Annotated in this window: 17 protein-coding genes and 3 pseudogenes; 15 read left to right on the forward strand and 5 right to left on the reverse strand. The window is 56.8% G+C overall.

What is annotated here, in order from left to right:
* Nucleotides 1-169 precede the first annotated feature (169 nt).
* Nucleotides 170-1,096: a 2-hydroxyacid dehydrogenase gene (locus HLB35_RS09240; RefSeq protein ID WP_171702357.1), complete on the reverse strand. Its 927-nt coding sequence runs from the start codon at nt 1,094-1,096 to the stop codon at nt 170-172.
* Between the two features lie 221 nt (nt 1,097-1,317).
* On the opposite strand from HLB35_RS09240, the gene doeA reads away from it, so the two are divergent.
* The 12 genes and pseudogenes from doeA (at nt 1,318) to HLB35_RS09295 (ending at nt 15,294) form a co-directional block, all read left to right on the forward strand.
* Entirely contained in the window at nt 1,318-2,520 is a 1,203-nt protein-coding gene (gene doeA, locus HLB35_RS09245; RefSeq protein ID WP_171702358.1) for an ectoine hydrolase DoeA, read from the forward strand.
* Nucleotides 2,521-2,547: 27 nt separating this feature from the next.
* Complete coding sequence (gene doeB / locus HLB35_RS09250) at nt 2,548-3,564, forward strand: N(2)-acetyl-L-2,4-diaminobutanoate deacetylase DoeB (RefSeq protein ID WP_171702359.1); 1,017 nt, start codon at nt 2,548-2,550, stop codon at nt 3,562-3,564.
* 33 nt (nt 3,565-3,597) lie between these two features.
* Nucleotides 3,598-4,074: an Lrp/AsnC family transcriptional regulator gene (locus HLB35_RS09255; RefSeq protein ID WP_171702360.1), complete on the forward strand. Its 477-nt coding sequence runs from the start codon at nt 3,598-3,600 to the stop codon at nt 4,072-4,074.
* Nucleotides 4,075-4,251: 177 nt separating this feature from the next.
* Nucleotides 4,252-5,121, forward strand: coding sequence for a carbon-nitrogen hydrolase family protein (locus HLB35_RS09260; protein ID WP_171702361.1), 870 nt, complete (start codon nt 4,252-4,254; stop codon nt 5,119-5,121).
* A gap of 255 nt (nt 5,122-5,376) precedes the next feature.
* Nucleotides 5,377-5,865 (forward strand): hypothetical protein, encoded by a 489-nt coding sequence (locus HLB35_RS17215; RefSeq protein WP_235937098.1) that lies wholly within the window; start codon nt 5,377-5,379, stop codon nt 5,863-5,865.
* Nucleotides 5,766-6,848 carry a biotin carboxylase gene (locus HLB35_RS09265; protein WP_235937099.1) on the forward strand — a complete coding sequence of 361 codons (1,083 nt, stop codon included), beginning with the start codon at nt 5,766-5,768 and terminating at the stop codon, nt 6,846-6,848. The genes HLB35_RS17215 and HLB35_RS09265 overlap by 100 nt, the downstream gene beginning before the upstream one ends.
* Nucleotides 6,848-7,888, forward strand: coding sequence for a C45 family autoproteolytic acyltransferase/hydrolase (locus tag HLB35_RS09270; RefSeq protein ID WP_235937100.1), 1,041 nt, complete (start codon nt 6,848-6,850; stop codon nt 7,886-7,888). The genes HLB35_RS09265 and HLB35_RS09270 overlap by 1 nt, the downstream gene beginning before the upstream one ends.
* A 91-nt stretch (nt 7,889-7,979) precedes the next feature.
* On the forward strand, nt 7,980-10,757 hold the full coding sequence (locus HLB35_RS09275; RefSeq protein WP_171702362.1) for an aminotransferase class I/II-fold pyridoxal phosphate-dependent enzyme: 2,778 nt from the start codon (nt 7,980-7,982) through the stop codon (nt 10,755-10,757).
* A gap of 228 nt (nt 10,758-10,985) precedes the next feature.
* A pseudogene (locus HLB35_RS09280) lies at nt 10,986-12,487 on the forward strand (NAD-dependent succinate-semialdehyde dehydrogenase).
* Nucleotides 12,488-12,605: 118 nt separating this feature from the next.
* Nucleotides 12,606-14,039 (forward strand): aspartate aminotransferase family protein, encoded by a 1,434-nt coding sequence (locus HLB35_RS09285; RefSeq protein ID WP_171702363.1) that lies wholly within the window; start codon nt 12,606-12,608, stop codon nt 14,037-14,039.
* 156 nt (nt 14,040-14,195) lie between these two features.
* A pseudogene (locus HLB35_RS09290) lies at nt 14,196-14,871 on the forward strand (haloacid dehalogenase type II).
* A 76-nt stretch (nt 14,872-14,947) separates the two neighbouring features.
* Nucleotides 14,948-15,294: pseudogene (locus HLB35_RS09295) on the forward strand (putative quinol monooxygenase).
* A 49-nt stretch (nt 15,295-15,343) separates the two neighbouring features.
* Here the strand turns inward: HLB35_RS09295 and HLB35_RS09300 are convergent.
* Genes HLB35_RS09300 through HLB35_RS09315 form a run of 4 tightly spaced genes read right to left on the reverse strand, consistent with a single transcriptional unit; the run spans nt 15,344 to nt 20,107 of the window.
* Complete coding sequence (locus HLB35_RS09300; protein WP_171702364.1) at nt 15,344-16,567, reverse strand: ABC transporter permease; 1,224 nt, start codon at nt 16,565-16,567, stop codon at nt 15,344-15,346.
* Entirely contained in the window at nt 16,564-17,712 is a 1,149-nt protein-coding gene (locus HLB35_RS09305; protein WP_171702365.1) for an ABC transporter permease, read from the reverse strand. The genes HLB35_RS09300 and HLB35_RS09305 overlap by 4 nt, the downstream gene beginning before the upstream one ends.
* Nucleotides 17,709-18,710, reverse strand: a complete 1,002-nt coding sequence (locus HLB35_RS09310; RefSeq protein WP_171702366.1) for an HlyD family secretion protein — start codon at nt 18,708-18,710, stop codon at nt 17,709-17,711. The genes HLB35_RS09305 and HLB35_RS09310 overlap by 4 nt, the downstream gene beginning before the upstream one ends.
* Nucleotides 18,707-20,107 carry a TolC family protein gene (locus HLB35_RS09315; RefSeq protein WP_171702367.1) on the reverse strand — a complete coding sequence of 467 codons (1,401 nt, stop codon included), beginning with the start codon at nt 20,105-20,107 and terminating at the stop codon, nt 18,707-18,709. The genes HLB35_RS09310 and HLB35_RS09315 overlap by 4 nt, the downstream gene beginning before the upstream one ends.
* Before the next feature lie 217 nt (nt 20,108-20,324).
* On the opposite strand from HLB35_RS09315, the gene HLB35_RS17220 reads away from it, so the two are divergent.
* The 3 genes from HLB35_RS17220 to HLB35_RS09325 all read left to right on the forward strand — a co-directional run bounded on the left by HLB35_RS17220 (nt 20,325) and on the right by HLB35_RS09325 (nt 23,445).
* Nucleotides 20,325-20,684, forward strand: a complete 360-nt coding sequence (locus tag HLB35_RS17220; RefSeq protein WP_235937101.1) for a hypothetical protein — start codon at nt 20,325-20,327, stop codon at nt 20,682-20,684.
* The gene (locus tag HLB35_RS09320; protein ID WP_328731456.1) at nt 20,635-21,804 is read left to right on the forward strand and encodes a metal-dependent hydrolase family protein; all 1,170 of its coding nucleotides are present in this window, start codon (nt 20,635-20,637) and stop codon (nt 21,802-21,804) included. Before HLB35_RS17220 ends, HLB35_RS09320 begins: the two co-directional genes overlap by 50 nt.
* Before the next feature lie 321 nt (nt 21,805-22,125).
* Nucleotides 22,126-23,445 carry a serine hydrolase domain-containing protein gene (locus HLB35_RS09325; RefSeq protein WP_235937102.1) on the forward strand — a complete coding sequence of 440 codons (1,320 nt, stop codon included), beginning with the start codon at nt 22,126-22,128 and terminating at the stop codon, nt 23,443-23,445.
* The last annotated feature ends 380 nt before the right edge of the window (nt 23,446-23,825 follow it).

The raw sequence follows: 23,825 nt of genomic DNA on the forward strand, positions 1-23,825 counted from the left end.
AGGATTTGGGTTGTGATGTCGATAACGTTGGGTTTTTAAGGGTTATCATTAGGCGGCGTGTCTCTGAAGGAAGCGTGCATTCTGTTGTGAGCCTGTCAGGGGCCATTCGGTTCCTGATCAACTGCTAATAAAAAAGTGTTTTTAAAACGCGTATTTAAAAAATGTATCATCAGTAGCCTTCCTGGCGGTTGATGGTGGCGACCTTTTCTCCCGCCTCAAAGGCGCGCAGGGTGTCGATCACCTGGTCGATGGCCTCATTCAGCGGGGTAGGGGCTGACATATGCGGGGTAATGATCACGTTAGGCTGCTGCCACAGCGGGCTTTGTTCAGACAGCGGCTCTTCCGGGAACACATCCAGCAGGGCGCCGCGCAGATGGCCGTTATCGCCTAGCGCTTCCAGCAGGGCGTCATGGTCAAGCAGGGTTCCGCGTCCGGGGTTGATCAGGCTGGCGCCATCAGGCAGCAGCGCTAGACGCTCGGCGTTGATCAGGCCACGGGTGGCCGTTGTATCCGGCAGCAGTGTCACCAGCGTTTTCGACTGGCGCAATACATCGGCCAGGCCTTGCTCACCGTAATAGCAGCTGACACCGTCAATCTGCTTGGGCGAGCGGCTCCAGCCCAGCACCGGAAAACCATCGTGACTCAGCGCCTGGGCCACATGGGTGCCGATAGCGCCCAGGCCCAGAATGCCGACTGGCCAGTCGGCCTTGTCAGGCACTTCATGGGTCAGCCAGTGGGCCTTGGGCTGCTGGGCACGATAGCGGTCAAAGCTACGCTGAAAATGCAGCACGCCATAGCGCACGTAATCGGCCATCAGCTCACCCATGCCCGCATCGCGCAGTTTAACGATAGGGACATTACCGGGCAGGCCAGGGGTATGCAGCAGATAGTCGACACCGGCGCCGAGGTTGATGATCGCCTTGAGCTGGGTCTGCTCGCGCAGCAGTGATTCTGAAGGCTTCCAGACCGCCAGGTAATCAGCGTTGATGCGCTCTTCGGATGGAGCATCACTGGTGATGACCTGAGCGTCCGGGAAAGCGCTGGCGAGGGCGTTTTGCCAGCGTTGAGCGTCTTCGATATGTACCACTATTTTCATGTTGGCTCCGCTTTTTGTGTTAACGATGGTTTCGGTTTCTGAGGTGAATGGTTTTTTTGTCATAAAGGCTTTGACCCGCAACCAAGGTAGGGTGCTAGTATCGTCTCAAGACGACATTGGCGGGCCTACTGCGGGGGTGGCCAGGTCGATCCGGTGGTCCGAAAAAGCGACGAGAGTCGCTTTTTCGGTTCTTGGTGATCCCTTTGATAACGAGTTGCCCGATGACGACTCAGGTTTCCCTGCCCTTCACACGTGAAGAGTACGCTAATCGGCTTTGGAAGGTGCGCGCTGAAATGGCAAGCCGCGGCATTGACGTTCTGATCGTTAGTGACCCTTCCAATATGGCCTGGTTGACCGGCTATGACGGCTGGTCTTTTTATGTGCATCAGTGTGTGCTCGTAGGTCTTGAAGGCGAGCCGGTTTGGTATGGCCGTCGTATGGATGCGAATGGCGCGCTGCGCACCTGCTGGATTGATCCGGAGAATATAACCTACTACCCGGATCACTATGTGCAGAATCCTGACATGCACCCGATGGAGTATCTTGCCCAGTCCATCATGCCGGATCGCGGCTGGCATGAAGGGGTGGTCGGGATGGAAATGGATAACTACTACTTTTCTGCCAAGGCCTACCTGAGCCTGCTGCGTGAATTGCCTCATGCGCGCTTTATGGATGCCAACAGTCTGGTCAACTGGTGCCGGGCAATCAAATCTCCCCAGGAGATTGCCTACATGCGCTGTGCGGCCAAGATTGTTGAAGGCATGCATTCGCGTATTCTGGAAATGATTGAACCGGGTTTGCCAAAAAGCAAGCTGGTTTCTGAAATCTACCGGGTGGGTATCGAAGGTTATATTGATGACAACGGCAAGGTGTTTGGCGGTGATTATCCGGCCATCGTGCCCATGCTGCCCACCGGCAAGGATGCGGCAGCCCCTCACCTGACCTGGGATGACACGCCGTTTCGTGAAGGTGAAGGTACCTTCTTCGAGATTGCCGGTGTCTATAAACGCTACCATGCGCCTATGTCGCGGACGGTTTTCCTGGGTACGCCCCCTAAAGACTTTTTGCGCGCTGAATCGGCGCTACTGGAAGGCATCGAAAACGGTCTGGCCGTGGCTAAGCCTGGCAACCGCACGGCGGATATTGCCATGGCCCTGGGTTCGGCGATGGATAAATACGGCTTTGACCGCGGCGGCGCCCGCTGTGGTTACCCAATCGGGATTTCCTACCCGCCAGACTGGGGTGAGCGTACCATGAGTTTGCGCCCTTCAGACGAGTCTGAGCTACGGCCAGGCATGACGTTCCACTTCATGCCCGGGCTTTGGGTAGACGACTGGGGGCTGGAAATTACCGAAAGCATCCTGATTACCGAAGACGGCTGTGAAACGCTGGCGGATTTTCCGCGTCAGTTGTTCGTTAAATAACTTTCTATCAGTGAACAAGGAAATACCATGAGCATGCGGCCCAGCCCGATTTCTGCCACCGTAGATTTTGATGCCGAAGGCATCCAGCACGGTTTTCTGAAGTTGCCGATTTCTACCGATGAGTCCGCCTGGGGCGCGGTGATGATCCCGGTCACCGTGGTCAAGAATGGTGAAGGCCCGACGGCGCTGTTAATCGGGGGTAATCACGGCGATGAATACGAAGGCATTACATCTCTGCTGAAGCTGTCTTCTTCCCTGCAGCCGGAAGATGTATCCGGGCGGGTGATTATTGTGCCCTGTATGAACACCCCGGCGGTGATGGCCGGCAAGCGCACCTCAGGGCTGGATGGGGGCAACCTCAACCGCAGCTTTCCCGGTGACCCTAACGGCGGCGTTACCGAGCAGATTGCCGATTACTTTACCCGCGTCCTGGTGCCGATGAGCGACGTCGTGCTGGATCTGCACTCCGGTGGTCGCACGCTGGATATTCTGCCCTTTGGCGCTTCTCACGTGCTGGACGATAAAGACCAGCAGCAAGCCGCGTTAGAAGGTGCCAAGGCCTTTGGTGCACCTTATGCCATGGTGATGTTCGAGCTGGATGCGGAAAAGCTCTTTGATACCGCCTGTGAGCGCCAGGGTAAGGTGTTTGTCGCCACTGAACTGGGTGGCGGCGGCACTTCCACGCCGGAAAGCATGGCCATTACCGAACGCGGTGTGCGCAACTTCCTGATTCATTATGGGTTGGTTCAGGGCGAGGTGGAAATGCCTCAAAGTGGCCAGCAGTACCTGGATATGCCGGATGCCAGCTGCTACGTGCAAAGCCAGCATAGTGGCGTGCTGGAACTGATGGTGGCGCTGGGTGATAGCGTGACCAAGGGCCAGCCGATTGCCCATGTGTACGACATGACCCGCAGCGGCAGCGCACCGGTGACCTATTATGCCGAGCGTGACGGCGTGCTGATGGCACGACGTGCCCCGGCGCTGATCAATATGGGCGATACGCTGGCCGTGATTGCCGACGTGGTGGAGACCCTTGACGCCTGAGGCGACAAATACCTTGGGTGGTAAATACCTGTCATGATGAAAATTGACCGCTATGATCTGAAAATTCTGGAAATCCTCTCGCGTGACGGGAGGATCACCAAATCCAAGCTGGCCGAGGCGATCAATCTTTCGGTCAGCCCCTGCTGGGAAAGGGTAAAACGGCTGGAAAAAGCCGGCGTTATTCAGGGGTACAGTGCCCGCATCAACACCCAGATACTGGTGCCACGTAACCCGGTCTGGGTGCAGATCGAGCTTAAAAAGCACGATGCTGCCAGCTTTGCCTGCTTTGAAGCTCTGGTGATGCAGACCCCGGAAGTAACGGAATGCGTTGCCGTGGGCGGTGGCGTGGATTACCTGGTGAAATTTGAAACCCGCACTATTGATGGCTATCAGCGTCTGATCGATCAGTGGCTGGTGTCTGACGCGGGCATAGAACGCTATTTCACTTATATTGTGACCAAATCAGTCAAACGCTGTGAACTGGAGATCGACCCAAAAGATATTGTGTGATATTTACTCATGTAAATAGAAATTAATCATTTGGCCAGTGGTCTGGTCAACGCCAATTCAGCGCTTGATTGGCTTAACATGAAGTCAAATCCATTCACCACTTGCCTGGCTAATACCAACATTCCTTTCGTCCAGCCAGGCTAAAACAGTCAGATCGCCTGACGCAGAGAGAAGCTAATGTCTTATTTCACCATTGCCGGTGTTCAAATGCATGCCCTGCACCACGGCGACAATACCGACGCCATGCGTCATCGCGTTGATGCCCTGATGAACCGCTTTCCGAAAGTTCAGATGGTCATGTTCAGTGAGCTGATGCCCATGGGCGCCTCGCCGCTCAATGCCCAGGTGTTGCCCAGCGATACTGAGGCGATGTTCTGCCAGCTGGCGGCCCAGCATCGCATCTGGTTGATCCCCGGTTCGATGTTCGAGCAGATAGGCGAGCATGTTTACAATACCCTGGTGGTGATTAACCCACAGGGAGAAGTGGTGACCCGTTACCGTAAGATGTTTCCTTTCCGGCCTTATGAAGCAGGTATTGAAGGCGGCACTGAATTTGTGGTGTTTGATGTGCCGACAGTAGGCCGTTTTGGTGTCTCTATCTGCTATGACATGTGGTTCCCCGAGACAACACGTACCCTGGCAGCGATGGGCGCTGAAGTCATTCTGCATCCAACCATGACCGATACCATCGACCGGGATATCGAGCTTTCCATCGCGCGCACCAATGCGGCCATCAATCAGTGCTACTTCTTTGATATCAACGGCGCTGGCGCCCTGGGCAATGGGCGTTCGATTGTCGTAGGGCCATCGGGCGATGTGATTCACCAGTCGGGGATTGGAGACGAAGTCATCCCGATTGAAATTGATCTTAACCGTGTGCGCCGTGAACGTGAAAATGGCCTGCATGGCCTGGGACAGCCGCTCAAAAGCTTTCGCGACCGTGATGTGGATTTCTCGCTGTACCGCAGTGAAAACGGTTCCTCGCCCTTCCTGGATACCTTGGGGCCACTGGCCAAGCCGGTACGTGCTGACCAGGAAGTGTTCTGAAAAGTAATTACTAACAGCTAATCGCCAATTGCCAAGAGATTATGACCAAGAAAGCATCTTCCTTGAGGACACCGTCTGACAGGACTGACAGGAAGATGCTGGGGGTGTTCGGATTTGACCGATCGAGATAGGCAAGACTCATTCAGCGCCAGACTAACCGCCAGGTTCAGGCAACTAGCGCGCTATATAACAAAACGCCTGGTCGGCACTGGCCCAGTGCGACCTGAAGCAGCTGTTAAACAAGGAGCTATAACAATGAACAAGATTACGTCCATTGCTGATGTTCGTCGTCATTTTCGTAACAACAAAGAACCCATCTACTTTATTTCTGCCACCAACTTCAACCTTTTGGGGATTGGCGACTGGGTCGGTGCTTTCCGCCATATCAACTACATTGACTGCTTTGAAGGCAAACAGCGTAACGTCTTTGTTCCCAAGCAGAAGTTTCCCCGCGATTTCGAAAGCATTGAAGATATTAATAACTATCTGCTTGAGCACAAGGAAGTGATTGATTTCATTCAATCTCGCGCGGATGGCGAAAATGCCGGTGTGGCCTCGTTTCTGATGTTTGACGAGCATACCGAAGAAATCTGCAAGCAGCTGGGACTACGGGTCGCCTTCCCCCAGCCGAGCTGCGTACGCGCATGGACAACAAGATTGAAACAGTACGTATCGGCAATAAAGCCGGCGTGCCCAGCGTGCCCAACGTGCTGGCCAAGGTCGGCAGCTACCAGGAGCTGGTAGAAGCCAGCCAGGCGTTGGGTACTGACCTTGTGGTACAGACAGCCTTTGGCGACTCTGGTCACACCACCTTCTTTATTGCCAATGAAGAAGACTACTACAAGCACGCCGAAGAGATTGAGGCGGAGCCTGAAGTCAAGATCATGAAGCGCATCAACTGTCGCGGCTCCGCGATAGAAGCCTGCGCGACCCGTTGTGGCACCGTGGTGGGCCCGCTGATGACCGAGCTGGTGGGCTTCAAGACCCTGACACCTTACAAGGGTGGCTGGTGCGGTAACGAGATGTTTGCGGGTGCTTTCAGTCAGGAAGTGCGCGACCTGGCCCGTGAATATACCTTCAAGTTTGGTGAAGCCCTGCGCGAAGAAGGCTATCGCGGTTATTTCGAGCTCGACTTCCTGATTGATATGGACACCAATGATGTCTATCTGGGCGAACTTAACCCGCGCGTGACGGGTGCAAGCTCACTGACCAACGTGGCGGCTTTTGCCCACTCGGATATTCCGCTCTTCCTGTTCCATCTGCTGGAATTTTCCGAGGTCGACTTCGACCTGGATATCGACGACATCAATGAGCGCTGGGCGCATCCTGAAAGTGTCGATAGCTGGAGCCAGCTGGTGATCAAGCATACTGATGAAAGCGTCGACCTGCTGACCCAGGCGCCGCAGACCGGCGTTTGGCGCATGCATGAAGGAGGCGATATCAGCTACGATCATTACAGCTACCACCCGCATGCAGCAGAAAATGAAAACGAAGCCTTCTTCCTGCGCATCAGTGGAGCGGGTGATTTCCGCTATGAAGGCGCTGATCTGGGTATTCTGATTACCCGCGGCCGCTTGATGGATGATGACTTCCAGCTCAATGACCGGGCCAAGGCCTGGATAGACGGGATTCGTCAGCAATACACCGGGCAAGCACTGCAAGACCCTGTGGTGGAGGAAGTTGCCGTCAGCCATGCTATCGGCGGTGGCAACTTCAAGATCCTGTGATGATGGATGGCCATCATGCTGCAGGCTCGGCGCTGGATGGCGAACTGAACAAGGCATTGACGTTTCGCGTCGTTCACGAGCCAATGGCAGGGCCAAAATGGCAGTCGCTGTTCGAGTACCACTGGCCGGCTTATCGGCCCTGGTACCTGACTGAAGGTGAGCGTGAGCGCCCCTCTTATCTGGAGTGCTACAACGCCCTGCGTCACCATATGCCGGAGCTGCTGGGGACCTACAACACCCTGTGCGAGCTGGCCGGGGGCGGCGATCTTTCATCGCGGCTGTTAAGCCTGTATCGGCCACCGCCGTACATCACCGGTTGCTCTCAGGCGGTGCTGGCAAGTCCACAGTCAACCGTGCTGGCACGTAATTACGATTACCCGCCAGAGCTTTGCGAGGGCACTATTCTCTACACCTGCTGGAACCAGCGTCAGGTGATTGCCATGTCGGATTGCCTGTGGGGCGTACTGGACGGCATGAATGATGCGGGGCTTGCCGTCTCACTGGCTTTTGGCGGGCGTAAGGTGGTGGGTGAGGGTTTCGGTGCTCCGATTATTCTGCGTTACATTCTGGAGTTCTGCGCCACTGTACCCGAAGCGGCGGCTGTACTGAAAAGGGTGCCGACGCATATGGCCTATAACATCACGGTAGCCGATGCCGCCGGACGCTACGTGACTGCCATGATCGCGCCGGATCGGCCTGCCAGTATCAAGCGGGTCGCCGTGGCCACTAATCATCAGAAGAAGATTGAATGGTATGCCCACGCACTGGCCTCGGAAACCCTGATTCGCGAACGTCAGTTATCCATTCTGGTGGATGATGACGCCACCACGGATGAGCGCCTGATTGCGGCCTTTTCAGCGCCTCCGCTGTTTCGCCATGATTATCGGCGGGGCCTGGGTACGGTATACACGTCTGTCTACCGTCCCAACGAAGGGAAAACCGAATTTCGTTGGCCTGGCAAGGTGTTGAGCCTGGGTTTCGATAGCTTTCCTGAAGAGCAGTTCACCGTACATTACGCATCTCGTGGCCTATATGGTTGACTCAATAGCGGATCGGATAGCTGAGTGAAAGGCAGCGTAGCCGCAACCCGTGTTTCTTTCCGATAAATACCGACAATGGATGGGTGTCGTTATGCCAGAAAACAATACTACTGAAACTCCCTATACCGCTTTGGGTTTTTATCACAAGATTTCCCAGCTGCGTGCCGATACCTGGAATGCCCTCAAGCGTGATCTGGGGATTCTGATTCGGCTGGAAGAGGAAAACCGGGTCAAGAATCTGGTCAAGTCGATTGAGATCAAGCTGACGCGCCTGGAAATCATTGAGGACTACCACGCCTTCCCCTCCAAGGAAGATTTTCGTCACCTGTGGACACTCTTCCAGCGCGGTGAATACACCATGCTGGACAAGGTGGTCAGGCGCCTGGTGCGGGCCCTGATCAGCGAGTCCTACCGTCGGCGCAACGTTGATCTCTCCGAGACGGATGCAGGCGCCGAGGATATGGAAAATCGCGATGCCCTCAATCAGCTGCGCCGTGGGCATCCTGCCTCCAACAGTTCGGCCCAGCCGTACTTTGAGCTTCTGGTGGTGGATAACCTGTCCAATCAGGAAGAAGAGGTGGTGCGCGAAGCCTTTCATAACATGCGCCGCCCCGAAGACCGCTTTGTTTACGACGTAGTAACGGTCAAAAGCTTTGAAGATGCCCTGATTGCGATTCTGGTGAACCCCAATATCCAGGCGTGCCTGATCCGCTACGAGTTTCCCTATAAATCCAAGTACAACCTCAGCGCGCTGCGCAACTACCTGGAAGGCCTGTCAGAGAATGAGTTGGCCAACCATAGCGAAGCCGAGCGCAACATCCTGCTCAGTTCGATGATTCACGAGCTGCGCCCGGAAATTGATCAGTTCCTGGTCACCAGCGGCGATGTGGAAGCCACGGCAAGCCGTGATATCAAACACTTCAATCGGATCTTCTATCGCGAAACCGATTATATCGAGCAGCATCATACGATCCTGCGCGCCATTGATAACCGCTATCGCACGCCGTTTTTTGATGCCCTGCGTGAATACAGTAAAAAGCCCACTGGCGTTTTTCACGCCATGCCTATTTCCCGAGGCAAGTCGGTCACCCGTTCCCACTGGGCGGGGCATATGATCGATTTTTACGGTATCAATATTTTTCTGGCCGAAACCTCAGCGACGTCCGGCGGGCTGGATTCTTTACTGCAGCCGTATGGGCCGATCAAGAAAGCCCAGGAATATGCCGCCCGGGCCTTTGGTGCGCGAAGCAGTTTCTTTGTCACCAACGGCACCTCGACGGCCAACAAGATCGTCGTGCAGGCGTTGATCAAACCCCGCGACATTGTGCTGGTTGACCGGGACTGCCACAAATCCCACCACTACGGCATGGTGCTGGCCGGTGCCCACGTCAGTTATCTGGATTCCTATCCGCTTAACGACTACTCCATGTACGGGGCCGTGCCGCTGCGCGAGATCAAGAAAACCCTGCTGGCTTACAAGCGTTCCGGCCAGCTGCATAAGGTCAAGATGCTGTTGCTGACCAACTGCACCTTTGATGGCATTGTCTATAACGTGCGCCGGGTGATGGAAGAGTGCCTGGCCATCAAGCCGGATCTGATCTTTCTGTGGGATGAAGCCTGGTTTGCCTTTGCCGGCTTTAACCCGACTTACCGCCCGCGTACGGCGATGAATGCCGCCCGAACCTTGCGTAACCGTTACCGCAGCGAAGAGTACCGCGAGGAATACGCCGCCTGGAAGGCCGAGTTTGATCAGCTTGACCCTGAAGATGAGGCAACCTGGCTGGATCAGCGTCTGATGCCGGACCCGGATAAAGTGCGTATCCGCACCTATGCGACCCATTCGACTCATAAGACGCTGACCTCCTTGCGCCAGGGGTCGATGATCCATATCTGGGATCAGGATTACCGCCAGAAAGTGGAGTCCGCTTTCCACGAAGCCTATATGACCCACACCTCAACGTCGCCCAACTATCAGATTGTGGCCTCGCTGGATGTCGGGCGTATGCAGGCGGAGATGGAGGGCTTTGAGCTGGTGCATTCCCAGGTGGAAACCGCGCTGTCCCTGCGCGAGCAGCTTTACACCCATCCGCTGCTGCAGAAATACTTCCGTGTGCTCAAGAACAGCGACATGGTGCCTGCCGCCTACCGGGAATCCGAGGTGGAGTCCTTCTATGACCCCGTCACCGGCTGGAACAAGATGGAAGAAGCCTGGGCGCGGGATGAGTTTGTGGTCGATCCCACCCGTATCACTATCGCCATCGGCAACACCGGGGTGGATGGCGATACTTTCAAGAATGAATACCTGATGAACAAGTACGGTATTCAGATCAACAAGACCTCACGCAATACCGTGCTGTTCATGACCAATATCGGCACCACGCGCGGCTCGATTGCCTACCTGCTCGACGTACTGTTGAAGCTGGCCAAGGAGTTCGACTACCAGCTGGAAGACAGCAGCCGACCCGAGCGCACGATCATCGAAAATCAGGTGCACTCCCTGAACCATGATCTGCCGCCGCTACCGGACTTCAGCCGCTTCCACGATGCCTTCCGGCCCAGCACCGAAACCTCACAGGGGGATATCCGCTGCGCCTATTTCCTTAGCTACGATGAGGAAAATACCGAGTACCTGCGCTTTGACAACGGCAAGCTTCAGGCCCAGATGCGTGACGGGCGCGATGTGGTATCAGCGAGTTTCGTGATTCCCTATCCGCCCGGCTTCCCGGTACTGGTGCCGGGCCAGGTCATCAGTGAAGAAATTATTCACTTCCTGCAGGCACTGGATGTGACGGAAATCCATGGCTACAGGCCTGAACTGGGCCTGGTGGTATTTACTGAAGAAGCGCTGATCAACCCAGCAGCAGGCTGATAACAGCGGATGAGGGGCTACAGGCACCAAAAAAACACCATGTAAAGCCGCCTGCCACAAAAACGCCATCTTTAACAGGCGCTTTCAAAAGCACTTCGTGCGACTTATGGCGTACTCTGAGCACATAAAATCGCCAACGGCCATTCGGCCGTTGAGCTTTTTACATCGTGAATCAATGATGCAGCGCCGTGGTTAATGCCACGGCGTGGCCGCTCAGGGAGGTTTTTCATGTCAGCACTGACTGCAATCCACGCTATTACACTGGCCGAGCGCCTGGAAGACCCGCGCCTGTTCCGTCAGTATGCCTATATCGACGGTAAGTGGACTCATGGCCATCGGGAAGAAGCGGTGACCAACCCAGCGACGGGGAAGTTCTGGGCCATATCCCTTTGCTGGATGCCAGCCAGATCACTGCTGCCGTTGATGCCGCCGAGTCCGCCTTCGTTCACTGGCGTGCGATGCGTGCCGATGAGCGCTGCGAGCGCCTGTTAGCCTGGTATGACCTGCTTCAAGCCAACCGTGAAGATCTGGCTACCATCATGACCCTGGAGCAGGGCAAGCCGATGCCGGACGCCCGGGGTGAGGTCGAGTACGGCGCCAGCTTTGTGCGCTGGTTTGCTGAAGAAGGCAAGCGCACCTATGGCGAAACCATTCCCAGCCATATTCCCAATGCGTCCCTGGGCACTATCAAGGAGCCTGTGGGCATTGCCGCGCTGATTACGCCCTGGAACTTCCCGCTGGCGATGATTACCCGCAAAGCAGCCGCTGCCCTGGCCGCAGGCTGCCCAGTAATCGTCAAGCCCGCCAACGAGACTCCGTTTTCTGCCCTGGCACTGGCAGAGCTGGCCGAGCGCGCGGGTATCCCCAAAGGCATCTTCAATGTGGTGCTGGGCGAGCCGGCTGAAGTCTCCAAGATCCTGTGCGCCGAGCCGCGCATCAAGGCGCTGTCCTTTACCGGTTCCACTCGGGTAGGTCGCCTGTTGATGGAGCAGAGCGCTGGCACCGTCAAGCGCCTGTCGCTGGAACTGGGTGGCAATGCGCCCTTTATTGTTGGCCCGGATATGGACCCGAAAGAAGCCGCCTACGCTGCCGTGGATGCCAAGTTCCAGACTTCAGGCCAGGATTGCCTTGCGGCCAACCGTATTCTGGTTCACGAATCCATCCACGATGAATTCGTCGAGCAGTTTGCCGAGCGCATGGCCGCTCTGACGGTGGGCAACGGTATGGAGAGTGAAGTTGATCTTGGCCCGCTGATTCATCGCCAGGCAGTGGAAAAAGCCAGCGCAATCGTCGATGATGCCATTGCCCGCGGGGCGACTTTGGTAGCGGGTGACCAAAGCCAGGCGCCGGGTGAGAACTTCTTTATGCCGGTCATGCTGACTCAGGTAACCCCGGACATGCAGGTATGGCGGGAAGAAAACTTCGCCCCTGTTGCCGGTATCACCGCCTACAGCGATGATGATGAAGTCATCGAACTGGCCAACGATACCGAATATGGCCTGGCTGCCTACGTCTATACCCATGATATCCGCCGCATTTGGAAGCTGATGCGCGCACTTGAATACGGCATGGTCAGCGTCAATTCGGTCAAGATGACAGGCCCACCCGTGCCTTTCGGTGGCGTCAAGCAGTCTGGCCTTGGTCGTGAAGGCGGGGCAACCGGTATAGATGAATATCTGGAAACCAAATACTACTGCCTGGGCGCCTTGGGGTCAGTGTCAGGAAGTTGATTCCAGACGCTTAACGTCTGACAGGCACCGCCTGACTAAGGTGGTGCCTTAATCTATAAACATTCTCCTCATAGACCCGTCATGGAAGAGGAGACATCATCGAAACAGAGAGTACGCTATGAGCTTGCATCAGGATTTGATTGAACGTGACCGCAAGGTGACCTTCCACTCTTCTACCCACCTGCGTGATTTCGCCCACGGCGATGCGCCGGGCCGTGTTATCACCGGGGGTAAAGGCATCAATATCGTCGACAAGGATGGCCGTGAGTTCATCGATGGCTTTGCTGGCCTTTACTGCGTCAACATTGGCTATGGCCGCACCGAAGTCGCGGAAGCGATTTACAAGCAGGCGCTGGAAATTTCCTACTACCACACCTATGTAGGCCACTCCAACGAGCCGCAGATCGAGCTTTCCGAGCGCATCATCAAGGCCGCTGGCATGAATATGTCCAAGGTCTATTACGGTATGTCCGGTTCTGATGCCAACGAAACCCAGCTCAAGATCGTACGTTACTACAACAACGTACTGGGCCGTCCGCAGAAGAAGAAGGTCATCTCGCGGATGCGTGGCTACCACGGTTCCGGTATTGCCTCCGGCTCGCTGACTGGCTTGAAGGCGTTCCATGACAAGTTTGACCTGCCGATTGACACCATTCGTCACACGGAAGCGCCTTATTACTATCACCGTGCGGCGGAGCAGCACGGTATGACCGAGCGTGAGTTCTCCTCGTTCTGCGCGGAAAAGCTCGAAGCCATGATTCTTGAAGAAGGCCCGGATACCGTTGCTGCCTTTATCGGCGAGCCAGTGCTCGGCACCGGTGGTATCGTGCCGCCGCCGGAAGGCTACTGGGAAGGTATTCAGGCAGTGTTGGCCAAGTACGATATTCTGCTGATTGCCGATGAAGTGGTCTGCGGCTTTGGCCGTACCGGCTCCGAGTTCGGTAGCCACCACTACAACATGCAGCCGGATCTGATCACTATCGCCAAAGGCCTGACCAGCGCTTATCAGCCGCTGTCCGGGGTGATTGTTGGCGATAAAGTCTGGAAAGTGCTGGAGCAGGGCACCGGCGAATTCGGCCCGTTCGGCCACGGTTGGACCTATTCCGGCCACGCCCTGGGCTGCGCCGCTGGCTTGGCCAATCTGGATATCATTGAGCGCGAGAACCTGGTGGGCAACGCCGCGGATACCGGCGCCTACTTCCAGCAGCAGCTCAAGGCGACTTTTGAGGGTCACCCCTTGATTGGTGATGTGCGCGGCGTTGGCCTGATGGCCGCATTGGAGTTCTCACCCGATGCCAAGCAGCGCCTGCACTTTGACCCGGCTCTGAAAGTCGGCCCACGGGTATCGGCAGCAGCACTGGAAGAAAACCTGATTGCGCGCGCCATGCCGCAGGGTGACATTCTCGGCTTTGCTCCGCCGCTGACCATCAACCGCGCCGAAGTGGATGAAATGATCAGCCGCGCCAAGCGTGCCGTGGATAACGTCGCCGACGAACTGGTACGTTCCGGTGATCTGAGCAAAGGCGAGAAGGAAGAAGTGCTGGCGGTATAAGCCACACGTTTTCAGTCTTGTTTTCCTCAACGCCGCTACCTGGCATACCAGGCAGCGGCGTTGTTTTTTGGGTCGCTGGAGATTGTGCAGCGGGGGATGGTGTTATATCTATTAACTCAGGTAACGTGACAGCTCATAACAACAGGAGTGAAAAGTATGCACCCCGTTATTGCCTTTGATGTGTACGGCACCCTGATTGACACCCAGGGTGTGACCGCCGAGCTTGAAAAGCGCCTGGGTGAGCCTGGTAAAGCCGTCGAATTTGCCCGCCGCTGGCGATAAACAGCTGGAGTACAGCTTTCGTCATACCCTGATGGGGCATTACCTGCCTTTTGGACAATGTACCCGCGAAGCGCTGATTTTTACCGACCGAGCATTACAGACAGGGCTGACAGATAATGATTACTACCACCTGATGGCCGTGTATGCCGAGCTGCCCGCCTTTCCCGACGCCGCGCCTGCCCTGCAAAGCCTGAAAGCGGCCGGTGTGCGCTGTGTGGCTTTTTCCAACGGCACCCGGGAGGCCGTCAGTCAGCTGCTTGAAAGTAGCGGCCTGGGTGAATTCATGGATGACATTATCAGCGTCGACGAAGTAAAACGCTTTAAACCCGACCCAGCGGTTTACACCCACCTGCGCACCCGGTTGGAATCCCGCCCTGAAAATACCTGGCTGATTTCCAGCAACGCCTTTGACGTCATCGGGGCGACCCATGCCGGATTACGCAGCGCCTGGGTACGTCGCCATGCGGATGCGCCGTTCGACCCCTGGGGGATTGAGCCGGATATGACAGTCATGGACTTGCAGGCGCTAACGGAACGTTTACTGGCATAGGCCCTAGTGGTGTAGCCGAAACCGCAGCGGGCGAGTAAGCTGCCACTTCTTATTGATATCTATAAAGAGCGCTAAAATGTCAAAAAAGATCTATTGTATTGCCAGTTTCAAACCCAAGCCCGGCAAGGAAGAAGCCGTATTCAAGGCGCTGCAGGCACTGGAACCTAACACCCGACGTGAAGATGCCTGCCTGCAGTACACTGTGACCCGCCAGATTGATAACCCCTTTGCCCAGGGCAGCAGCTACCCGATTGTCTTTCACGAAATCTGGGCCAGCCGAGAAGAATTTGAAGCGCACTGCCAGCGCAGCGAGATTCAGGACTTTTTGCCCGCCATGTGGAAGCCGAAGACGGTGATATTGAAGATGCCAATGTGTGTGTCTACACCGATGAACCCTGGAACTTTGACGCGCCCAAGGTCTGAACGGTAATAACACTAATGGAGCTGGGCTGAACCCGATACTGGTTAGGCTTCATTCATCAACAGCCGCACCCCACGCCGATGATGGTGCGGGATGGTCATAAGCAGCGTTACGAGCACGTCGTCTGGCCTGGGTACGCATTAGATAGATCAGGCCGCCGCCATAAAGTAGGCATAGCCCTACAAGTATGGCGACTTCGCGCCCCAGGCTGGCCAGTGGAGCGCCCAGCTGATTAAGTGCCAGAAACCCCTGGATGCCGGGCTTGGCCGGTATCAGCAGGGTCAGGTAGTCAAGCCAGGCCGGCAGGTTTTCAGCTGGCCAGGCAAAGCCGGCGGTAAATACGATGGGCAGTGAGGTTACCAGCACAATGACGGTCACCAGCTCTGGCCGGGGTAACAGGGCGCCCAGCCAGAGAGCAAACAGGCAGGTGGTGGTAAAGAATAGCAGGCTGAACAGCAACAGCGCCCAGGGCGATGCCTGATGGGGTATGCCGTACAGCTGGAAGAAGAAACCAAAGTAAAGCATGGCAAACAGCAGGTAGATCAGCACAAAGGTCATCACCCTGAGGGGCAGCGCCAGATGTAACGGCGCTGCTGGCCTGCCAAGAAAGCGCCGGGCGCGATCCTTGATGGTCACGCTGCCCGCCGCAATCAGTAACGTCTGGTGCAGAATCAATACAAATACCGCCGGAACAATATAGTTGACATAGCCGGAGGTCGGATTAAAGGCCGGTTTGCTGATCAGTCGCACGGGCATGACCTGGCCGGGAATCTGCGCCGCACTTTCGCCCTTCATCAGGCTGGCGACTATCTGGGTTTCAACGCTGAGCGTGGTCGCCGCCGTCAACAGGCCCTCGACCACGTTACCGTAAATCAGGAAATAGCTGGCATCTCCGGCAAAGGACAGGCTGGTCGGGCGGCCGCGATACACATCACGCTCGAAGTTGCTGGGAATCACCAGCAGGCCGTGTACCGCATTATTGGCCAGCAGGGCTTCAGCTTCCAGCATGCTGTCTGGCCGTGCCGCCACCCGGATCTGGGGCGTGGCATCTGCCATACGTATCAGTTTGCGCGCCAAATGGGTACGGTCGTGGTCGATGACGGCGATGGCCTGCTCGCCGGGTACGCTCTTCTGATACGGCAGCGGGTAAAGCACCGCATAGAATAATAGACCACCGACAATCACCAGCAGCACGGCGCGGTCGGTGAAGATATTGGCCAGTTCTGCCTGAAAGGCCTGCCAGAGAGCTTGTGGTGGAGTAGGCGCCCGTTTCATGACGGCACCTCTTCAGCAGGGTCTATCGCCATCTGTTGGGGTAGGGCAGGAATAGCCAGCGCCAGCGGAACCAGAAACACCAGCAAAGCGGCTAATGGCAGCGCCAGAGTCTGCAGGGAAGCGCCGTGATCCGCGACTGCTACCTGCAACTCCATATAGTGGGTTGACGGCATCAGATTGCCCCACCAGCGGGCCAGCATGTTCATGTCGCCACGCGGGAAGGTCATGCCCATAAAGGCAAAGGCCGGGGCGAGGTAGGCGGCACACAGACTCAGCGCCCGCACCTTGTTGGCCACCAGGGAGAGAATCAGCGTGGCCATGCTTTGCACCGCCATTACCATTAGCGCCATACCGGCCACCAGCCAGAGAATATTGCCTTCCGGCCGCCAACCGAGAAAGACTGAAAACATTCCCAGCATGATCAACCCCTGGAGCCAGAGGATCAGTGAAAGGGGTGCCATCAACTGCCAGAGGGCTCGGCTGCGCGCGGCAAAACCGGCTGGCAAGCTGGCCTGCTCCAGGCGCCAGGACAGCGTCAGTACAGTGGCCACCACAATCAGGATCTGCCAGAGCGCGGGCATGATAGAGGTCACCAGAAACAGCGCATAGCTCATGCCGGCATTGTAAAGCGCGGTGATCTGCGGGCGCACCGGCGCCGCTGCAGCGATGGCATCCGGCAGCGAGTAGCCGCGCCCTAAGCGCAATGCCACGCCTGCCTTAGCCGAAAAGCTGAAATTGGCCTGAGTCAACGCTGAGGCAATAAACTTGCCTGCCAGCAGGTACTGGCTGTTGTAGAAAGCCACGCTTTCCGGGCTGATCGAAAGACGCAGCTCGCGGCCAAATTCCGGCGGCACAATCACCAGCGCCAGAATATCACCGCGCTGCAACGCCGCTGAGCCCTCGTAAGCAGAAGGGTAAGGGTGATACAGCGCCAATGCGGGGCTGGCGTCCAGGTGGCGAAGATAGGCGCGTGATTCCGTGCTGTGGTCAAGATCCACCACGCCCACCGGCAGCGATTTAGGGGTGCCGGAGGCAAACAGGGCGATAAACATCAGCGTCAGCAGCGGCGGTAACCACACCGCCAGCGCCAGTAACCAGGGTTGGCAGCGTAACGCCTGCCAGCCATCAAGTCGGATGGGCTTCATCCGTCAGCTTCCGGCAGCTCTAACAGCAGGCTCATGCCTGCGCGCAAGCCGTCCACAGGCTCGAGCGGGTGCATTTCCACCTCAAAGGTGCGCATATCAAACCCACGCCCCGGCACGGTGGCCCGCCAGGTGGCGTAATCTCCCAGAGCGGCGATATGGCGAACTTCAAAGCGGGCCTGCCGGTCAAGGGCGGGAATATACAGGGCAAATTCAGCGCCCTCCTGAAAGCGCTGTAACAAGTCTTCGCGCACATGGAACAGCCCCCAGGCTTCTTCCAGGTCTGTAATCATCACCACGGGAAAGCCCTGGGGCACCAGTTCGCCGCTGTTCAGCAGCACATTGCTGACGACCCCGGCGTGATGGGCATAGCCTTTAGTGTCTTCCAGCAGCTCATTGATTTCATCGCGCAGACTGGTGGTGATCTCTGTGCCTGCCTGAGTGGCGGTTCGCGCTTCTTCACGGGGGCCGGCTTCGGCCAGACGCAGAATTTCACCGGCGGTGATGCGGGTCTGCTCGGCCACACGCAGCAGGGTGAAGCTTTCATCCAGACGCTGGCGAGCCACTACGCCTTCTTCTACCAGTACCCGTAGGCGCTCATAGGTGGTGCGCGCCATGGCTTCGGCGCTCCTGGCTTTTTCGAACTCACTGCGGGCAGCAGCGATCTTTTCTTCACGGGTGCCGCCTTCCACCGCCTGGGCAATCGAGCGGCTGATGGTGTCCAGGGCATCCACCTGGGTCAGCTTGGCTTCAAGCTCCGGGCTATCAATCCGAAACACCACATCGCCAACCTGAACGCGGTCGCCACGGCGCACCTCTATCTCGGCCAGCCGCCCCGGTACCTTGGAGCCAACCATATACTGGTGAGCTTCCACCTGCCCCTGCAGGCGCAAAGGTGGAGAACTATAAGTGCGCCAGAACACCACGGCTACCGTGACAGCGACAATCGCCAGTACAGCCAGAATAAGCAGTCTGCGCGGGGTTACTGAACGTTGGGTCACGGAATCTGATCTCCTTCATTGAGATAGGTGAAAAACGCATCCTGCTGGCCGGAAAGGTTCAAAAGGCGGGCAAAGGAGAGGACAAACCGGAACGCGGCGGCATCGCGACGGGTATGGGTGGTCGAGAGAAAGGTCTGGGCATCAATTACATCGAGCGCGCGCCCCAGGCCTTCTGAAAATGCCAGTTGCTGCAGGCGCAGGCTTTCTTTCGCCAGATTGACGGTGCTGGCCAGATCCTGATACTCCGCCAATGCCTGATGGGCCTCGCGGTACTGCTGATCCAGCAGCAGCCCGAGCTTGCGCGCTGCGCCGCGTTGGCGGTAGCCCAACTCGGAAACTGTGCTGACCGCTGCCTGAAGCTTGCCGCTGCGGCCACTGCGGTCAAGTAACGGCATGCGAACTCCCACACCGACCAACCAGTCGGGGGTCAGGTCGCTGGCCAATGAGTCGTTTTCGTACAGGTTAACGCTACCGTAGACAAATACATCCGGTTGGTACTCACTGCGCCGAGCGTCTACCACGCTTTCGGCCTGTGCCTGGGTGGTAGCCAGCAGGCGCAGAACGGGATGGTCGGCAAGCCCTGCCTGAAAGTGCTCAATGGGCGGCAGTGATTCCAGAGTGAACAGCAGCGATGCAGGTGAGGGTGACGATGTACCCTGGTAATGAACCAATGAGCCAAGCGCCTGTTGAGCGCTATCCCGCTGTTCCTGCACGGCACGGGTGGTGATGCGTGAACGGTCGTAAGCGGCTTCGGCGGCCAGGCGTTCAACCCGGGCAATCTGGTACTGGTTTTCCAGCGAACGGGCGGAGCGGAAGTGCTGGCCAAGGGTTTCTTCCGCCTGCTGCTGGGTGGCCAGTGCCCGCTGGGCCATCACCAGGCCGTAATACACGCTGACCAGCTCGATAAAGCGTTCACGATAAATCTCTTCAAGCAGCAGGTCGGCTTTGCGTTCTTCCAGGCTCAGTAAATCCCTGGCGGCGGTAATCTTACCGCCGGTATAAACCGGCCAGAACATGGCCAGCGAACTGCGTGCAATATGTCGCTCGGTGACCGGTGTGGTGAAGGCGTCAGGGCCGCCAGCCAGGCCAACCAGGGCTTGCCCGGGCAGGGTGTTGGATACGCTGCTCAGCGGGTTGAGCGCCAGAGCGTCAAGCTCAATCTCACTGTCCAGATAGGTGTAGGAGCCAATCAGATCAAGCTGTGGCATCAGCAAGTTGTCGCGGGTTGATAGCAAGGCGGCTGCCCGCTCCTGAGCCGCTTGCCCCGCCGCGACCTCGTCGTTGAGGGTGCGCACCTGCTGCCAGGCCTGTTCCAGAGTTAACGCAGAGGCCTGAAGAGGCACGGCAGACAAGACAAACAACAGGGATATCCCTATTCCACTGACGGTATTCTTCACGCGTTTTTCCTGTTTTGAGCCGTTATCTTTTTTAGCTTAGACCATAGCGTCCCGCTTATGTAAGCAAAATGTATATTCCTGTTGGCCTAGTGAAATCTGTATCTTGGTATATAGTTAATACATATGGCCTATTGTAATTATGTAGTCATTCCTGCGTTTGGAATTAATTTGTTCAGTCTTCGCTTATAAGTATTTTATTCATATAAAGGATGTTTGCATGTCCTATGCCCGTTCAGTGTTTACCCCACTTTCCCAAAGTCAGCCAGCGCTAGGGCATCACCATGGCGCCTGCTGCTGCGGTTCGCCTGTGCTACAGCAGTTTCATAACCGGGTGATGGCAGAGATCACCCGGCGGCAGATGCTGGGCGGAACGGCTGCGGTCATGGCTATGTTCGCGGGGCTGCATACGCCCTTTGCGGTGGGCCAGCAGCCGGAGCAGCGAGATGGGCCCATGCTGTTGACCAATCTGAAGCTGTTTGATGGCACCGGCGGCGCCTTGCAGGAAGGCATGGCGGTCAGGGTGGAAGGTGGCAAGATCACCGCCATTCTGCCTGCCGGGGGAAGCCGGAGAGGCTGATGTGATTGACTGCGGTGGGCGGGTATTGATGCCCGGCCTGATTGATGCCCATTGGCATACCACGCTGGCGGCGATTTCCCAGGTGGAAGCCATGACCGCTGATATCGGCTATGTGCATCTGGTGGCGGCTCGGGAAGCTGAGCGCACCCTGATGCGCGGGGTGACTTCGGTGCGTGATGTGGGCGGGCCTTCCTTTGCGCTTAAGCGCGCCATTGATAACGGCGTGGCGGTTGGGCCGCGTATCTTTCCGGCCGGTGCGATGATCTCCCAGACTTCTGGGCATGGCGATTTCCGTATGCGCCATGAAGTACCCCGTGGTACTACAACGCCGCTGAGCGAAGCCGAGCGTCAGGGCGTTGCCATGATTGCCGATGGTGAAGTGGAGGTATTACGCCGTACCCGTGAGCAGCTGATGCTCGGGGCCTCGCAGATCAAGCTGATGGCCGGTGGCGGCGTGGCGTCATCCTATGACCCCCTGGACAGCACCCAGTTTACCGAGCGTGAACTGCGCGCAGCGGTAGAGGCGGCAGACGACTGGGGCACCTACGTCATGGTGCATGTGTATACCTCCAAGGGAATTCAGCGTTCGCTGCGGGCAGGTGTCAAGTCGATCGAGCATGGCCAACTGGCGGATGAAGACAGTGTGCGCATGATGGCCGACCACGATGCCTGGTGGAGCCTGCAGCCCTTTCTGCAGGATGAAGATTCCAACGTCTACCCGGATGCCGCGCGCCGCGAATCCCAGCGCCAGGTGGCGGAAGGCACGCTGCGCGCCTACGAAATGGCCCAGCGTTTCAACGTCAAGACCGCCTGGGGAACCGATATTCTCTTTAACCCCAAGAACACCCCTAACCAGCTGCGCCACCTGGCCAAGCTGACGCGCTTTTACGACCCGCTGACGGCGCTGGCCATGGCCACCGGGCGCAACGGCGAACTGTTGGCGCTTTCCGGCCCACGTAACCCTTACCCCGGCGTGCTGGGCAAGATAGAAGAAGGTGCACTGGCTGACCTGCTGCTGGTGGATGGCGATCCGAGTCAGAATCTGGACTTCCTGCATGACCCTGAAGGCAACCTGACCATGATCATGAAAGGAGGGCGCATCTATAAAGACCAGCGCTAGGGTCTGTTGACGTTTCATCGCGAACCGCGTTGCTGCGCCAAAGGGCGTCATGCAAGGCGCGACACGACGGCAATGGTGGTGCCCTTACCGAGTGGCGCAACGCCGCATGGCGTTCTTTGGTGCGCAACCCGAAGGGACAGGGCCCTTTTGGCACAGCCCTGCGTTGTTCGTCGCTAATTGGGAACCACCCAACCACGCTCCTCACGCCTTGTTCTGCACCAAAAGGGCCTCTGTCGCGGCCGTGATGAAACGTCAACAGACCCTAAATCAGCGCTATTGTTTGTTTGATAAAACGAGCTATTAAAAGGAGTTAATATGAGTATGCAATGGAATAAACCTTGCGCCGCTGCTGCCCTGTTTCTGTCGGCTATGAGCGCTACCGCTTTGGCAGCGGACTTCCCCAGTGCAGCGGAAAGTGACCCGGCACGCCTGGGCTGGATGGTCGGTTCACCGCCTCCTGAAGAGCGTATGATCCGCTTTGCGGATGGCAGTTATTTCCAGTTTCCTGCCATGCGCTGGAGCGTCGCCCACTTTCGCCAGCTGATGCCTACGGTCAATGTATCCCGTGGGCTGTCAGCGCCGGGCAGCCTGGATAAGCGGCTGGATGAAGGTATCGATGACCTGACGTTTACACCGACGCAATCAGATACCCCCATGACCTGGGCGCAATCCCTGCAGGAAAATTATACCGATGGCATTGTCGTGCTACATCAGGGCGATATTGTCTATGAACGCTATTTTGGTGTTATGAAACCGGAAGGCCAGCATGGCGCCATGTCGGTGACCAAAACCTTTATCGGCACCCTGGCCGCTCAGCTGGTGGCAGAAGGTAAGCTTGACCCAGCGCGCAGTGTGGCAAGCTATGTGCCTGAACTGGCTGCGTCCGCCTTTGGCTCGGCCACGCTGCGCCAGTTGATGGACATGACCACGGGTATCCGCTTCAGCGAAGATTATTCTGACCCCAATGCCGACGTCTGGGCCCACGCGGCGGCGGGTAATCCGCTGCCCAAACCCGAAGGCTATACTGGCCCGCGTTCCTACTATGAATTTCTGCAAACCGTGCAGTCTGAAGGCGAGCACGGCGAGGCTTTTCACTATCGTACAGCTAACACCGATGCCCTGGGCTGGGTGCTGGCCCGCGTGACGGGGCGCACGGTGGCTGAGCTGCTTAGCGAGAAAGTCTGGCGTCATCTGGGTGCCGAGCAGGATGCCTATATGAGCGTTGACTCCACCGGCACTCCTTTTGCAGGCGGTGGGCTTAACCTTGGCCTGCGGGATCTGGCGCGCTTTGGTGAGATGGTGCGCCAACAGGGCCGCTATAACGGCCAGCAGATCCTCGCTCCCGAAGTGGTTGAGGATATTCGCGCCGGAGGCAGTCAAGAGGCCTTTGCCAAGGCGGGCTACGCCCAGCTGGATGGCTGGAGTTACCGCAACATGTGGTGGGTAACTCACAACCCGCAGGGGGCCTTTATGGCCCGAGGCGTTCATGGTCAGGCGTTGTATATTGACCCCACAGCAGAGATGGTGATTGCCCGTTTTGCCAGCCACCCGGTATCAGCTAATGCTGCCAACGATGCCACCACGTTACCCGCCTTTAATGCCGTTGCCCGTTATCTGATGGAGGCTGAAGCGCCTCAGTAAGGTTTTGGTTTTAAACACAGCAGCTGTCATCGCCAACCCCTCAATTGAGGGGGTTGGCGTTTCTGCGCTGGCTGGGGAGTGGGTGAGTCAGCACTACTATCAAGAAACAATGTTATTCACAGGGTCTGCCCGCCAATTTTTTCGACGTCGGAAGGCCTTTCTATGTACTTTTTGTACTCGTTGCCATGGGATGTCTATGACATCGGAGTAATCATCTATAGTGAATCTGGAATGCTTAATAAAACCTTAATGTTGAAAGACGATATCGACTTGGCAAAGTCAGGGGTCAATAACAATAAAAGGAGTTCTGCCATGAATAGTTCTTCCATAGATGGTTATGCGATGAACAGCTCTGATGTGAACAGCTCTGCAACAGATTC

Source organism: Vreelandella azerica, from assembly GCF_013112225.1.
In the GTDB taxonomy this organism is placed as follows: domain Bacteria; phylum Pseudomonadota; class Gammaproteobacteria; order Pseudomonadales; family Halomonadaceae; genus Vreelandella; species Vreelandella azerica.

What these genes read in the sequence shown, in the direction of transcription:
- HLB35_RS09240 (WP_171702357.1), bottom strand. Translation starts at nt 1,096, where the DNA reads ATGAAAATAGTGGTACATATCGAAGACGCTCAACGCTGGCAAAACGCC.
- doeA (WP_171702358.1), top strand. Translation starts at nt 1,318, where the DNA reads ATGACGACTCAGGTTTCCCTGCCCTTCACACGTGAAGAGTACGCTAAT.
- doeB (WP_171702359.1), top strand. Translation starts at nt 2,548, where the DNA reads ATGAGCATGCGGCCCAGCCCGATTTCTGCCACCGTAGATTTTGATGCC.
- HLB35_RS09255 (WP_171702360.1), top strand. Translation starts at nt 3,598, where the DNA reads ATGATGAAAATTGACCGCTATGATCTGAAAATTCTGGAAATCCTCTCG.
- HLB35_RS09260 (WP_171702361.1), top strand. Translation starts at nt 4,252, where the DNA reads ATGTCTTATTTCACCATTGCCGGTGTTCAAATGCATGCCCTGCACCAC.
- HLB35_RS17215 (WP_235937098.1), top strand. Translation starts at nt 5,377, where the DNA reads ATGAACAAGATTACGTCCATTGCTGATGTTCGTCGTCATTTTCGTAAC.
- HLB35_RS09265 (WP_235937099.1), top strand. Translation starts at nt 5,766, where the DNA reads ATGGACAACAAGATTGAAACAGTACGTATCGGCAATAAAGCCGGCGTG.
- HLB35_RS09270 (WP_235937100.1), top strand. Translation starts at nt 6,848, where the DNA reads ATGATGGATGGCCATCATGCTGCAGGCTCGGCGCTGGATGGCGAACTG.
- HLB35_RS09275 (WP_171702362.1), top strand. Translation starts at nt 7,980, where the DNA reads ATGCCAGAAAACAATACTACTGAAACTCCCTATACCGCTTTGGGTTTT.
- HLB35_RS09285 (WP_171702363.1), top strand. Translation starts at nt 12,606, where the DNA reads ATGAGCTTGCATCAGGATTTGATTGAACGTGACCGCAAGGTGACCTTC.
- HLB35_RS09300 (WP_171702364.1), bottom strand. Translation starts at nt 16,567, where the DNA reads ATGAAACGGGCGCCTACTCCACCACAAGCTCTCTGGCAGGCCTTTCAG.
- HLB35_RS09305 (WP_171702365.1), bottom strand. Translation starts at nt 17,712, where the DNA reads ATGAAGCCCATCCGACTTGATGGCTGGCAGGCGTTACGCTGCCAACCC.
- HLB35_RS17220 (WP_235937101.1), top strand. Translation starts at nt 20,325, where the DNA reads ATGTCCTATGCCCGTTCAGTGTTTACCCCACTTTCCCAAAGTCAGCCA.
- HLB35_RS09325 (WP_235937102.1), top strand. Translation starts at nt 22,126, where the DNA reads ATGCAATGGAATAAACCTTGCGCCGCTGCTGCCCTGTTTCTGTCGGCT.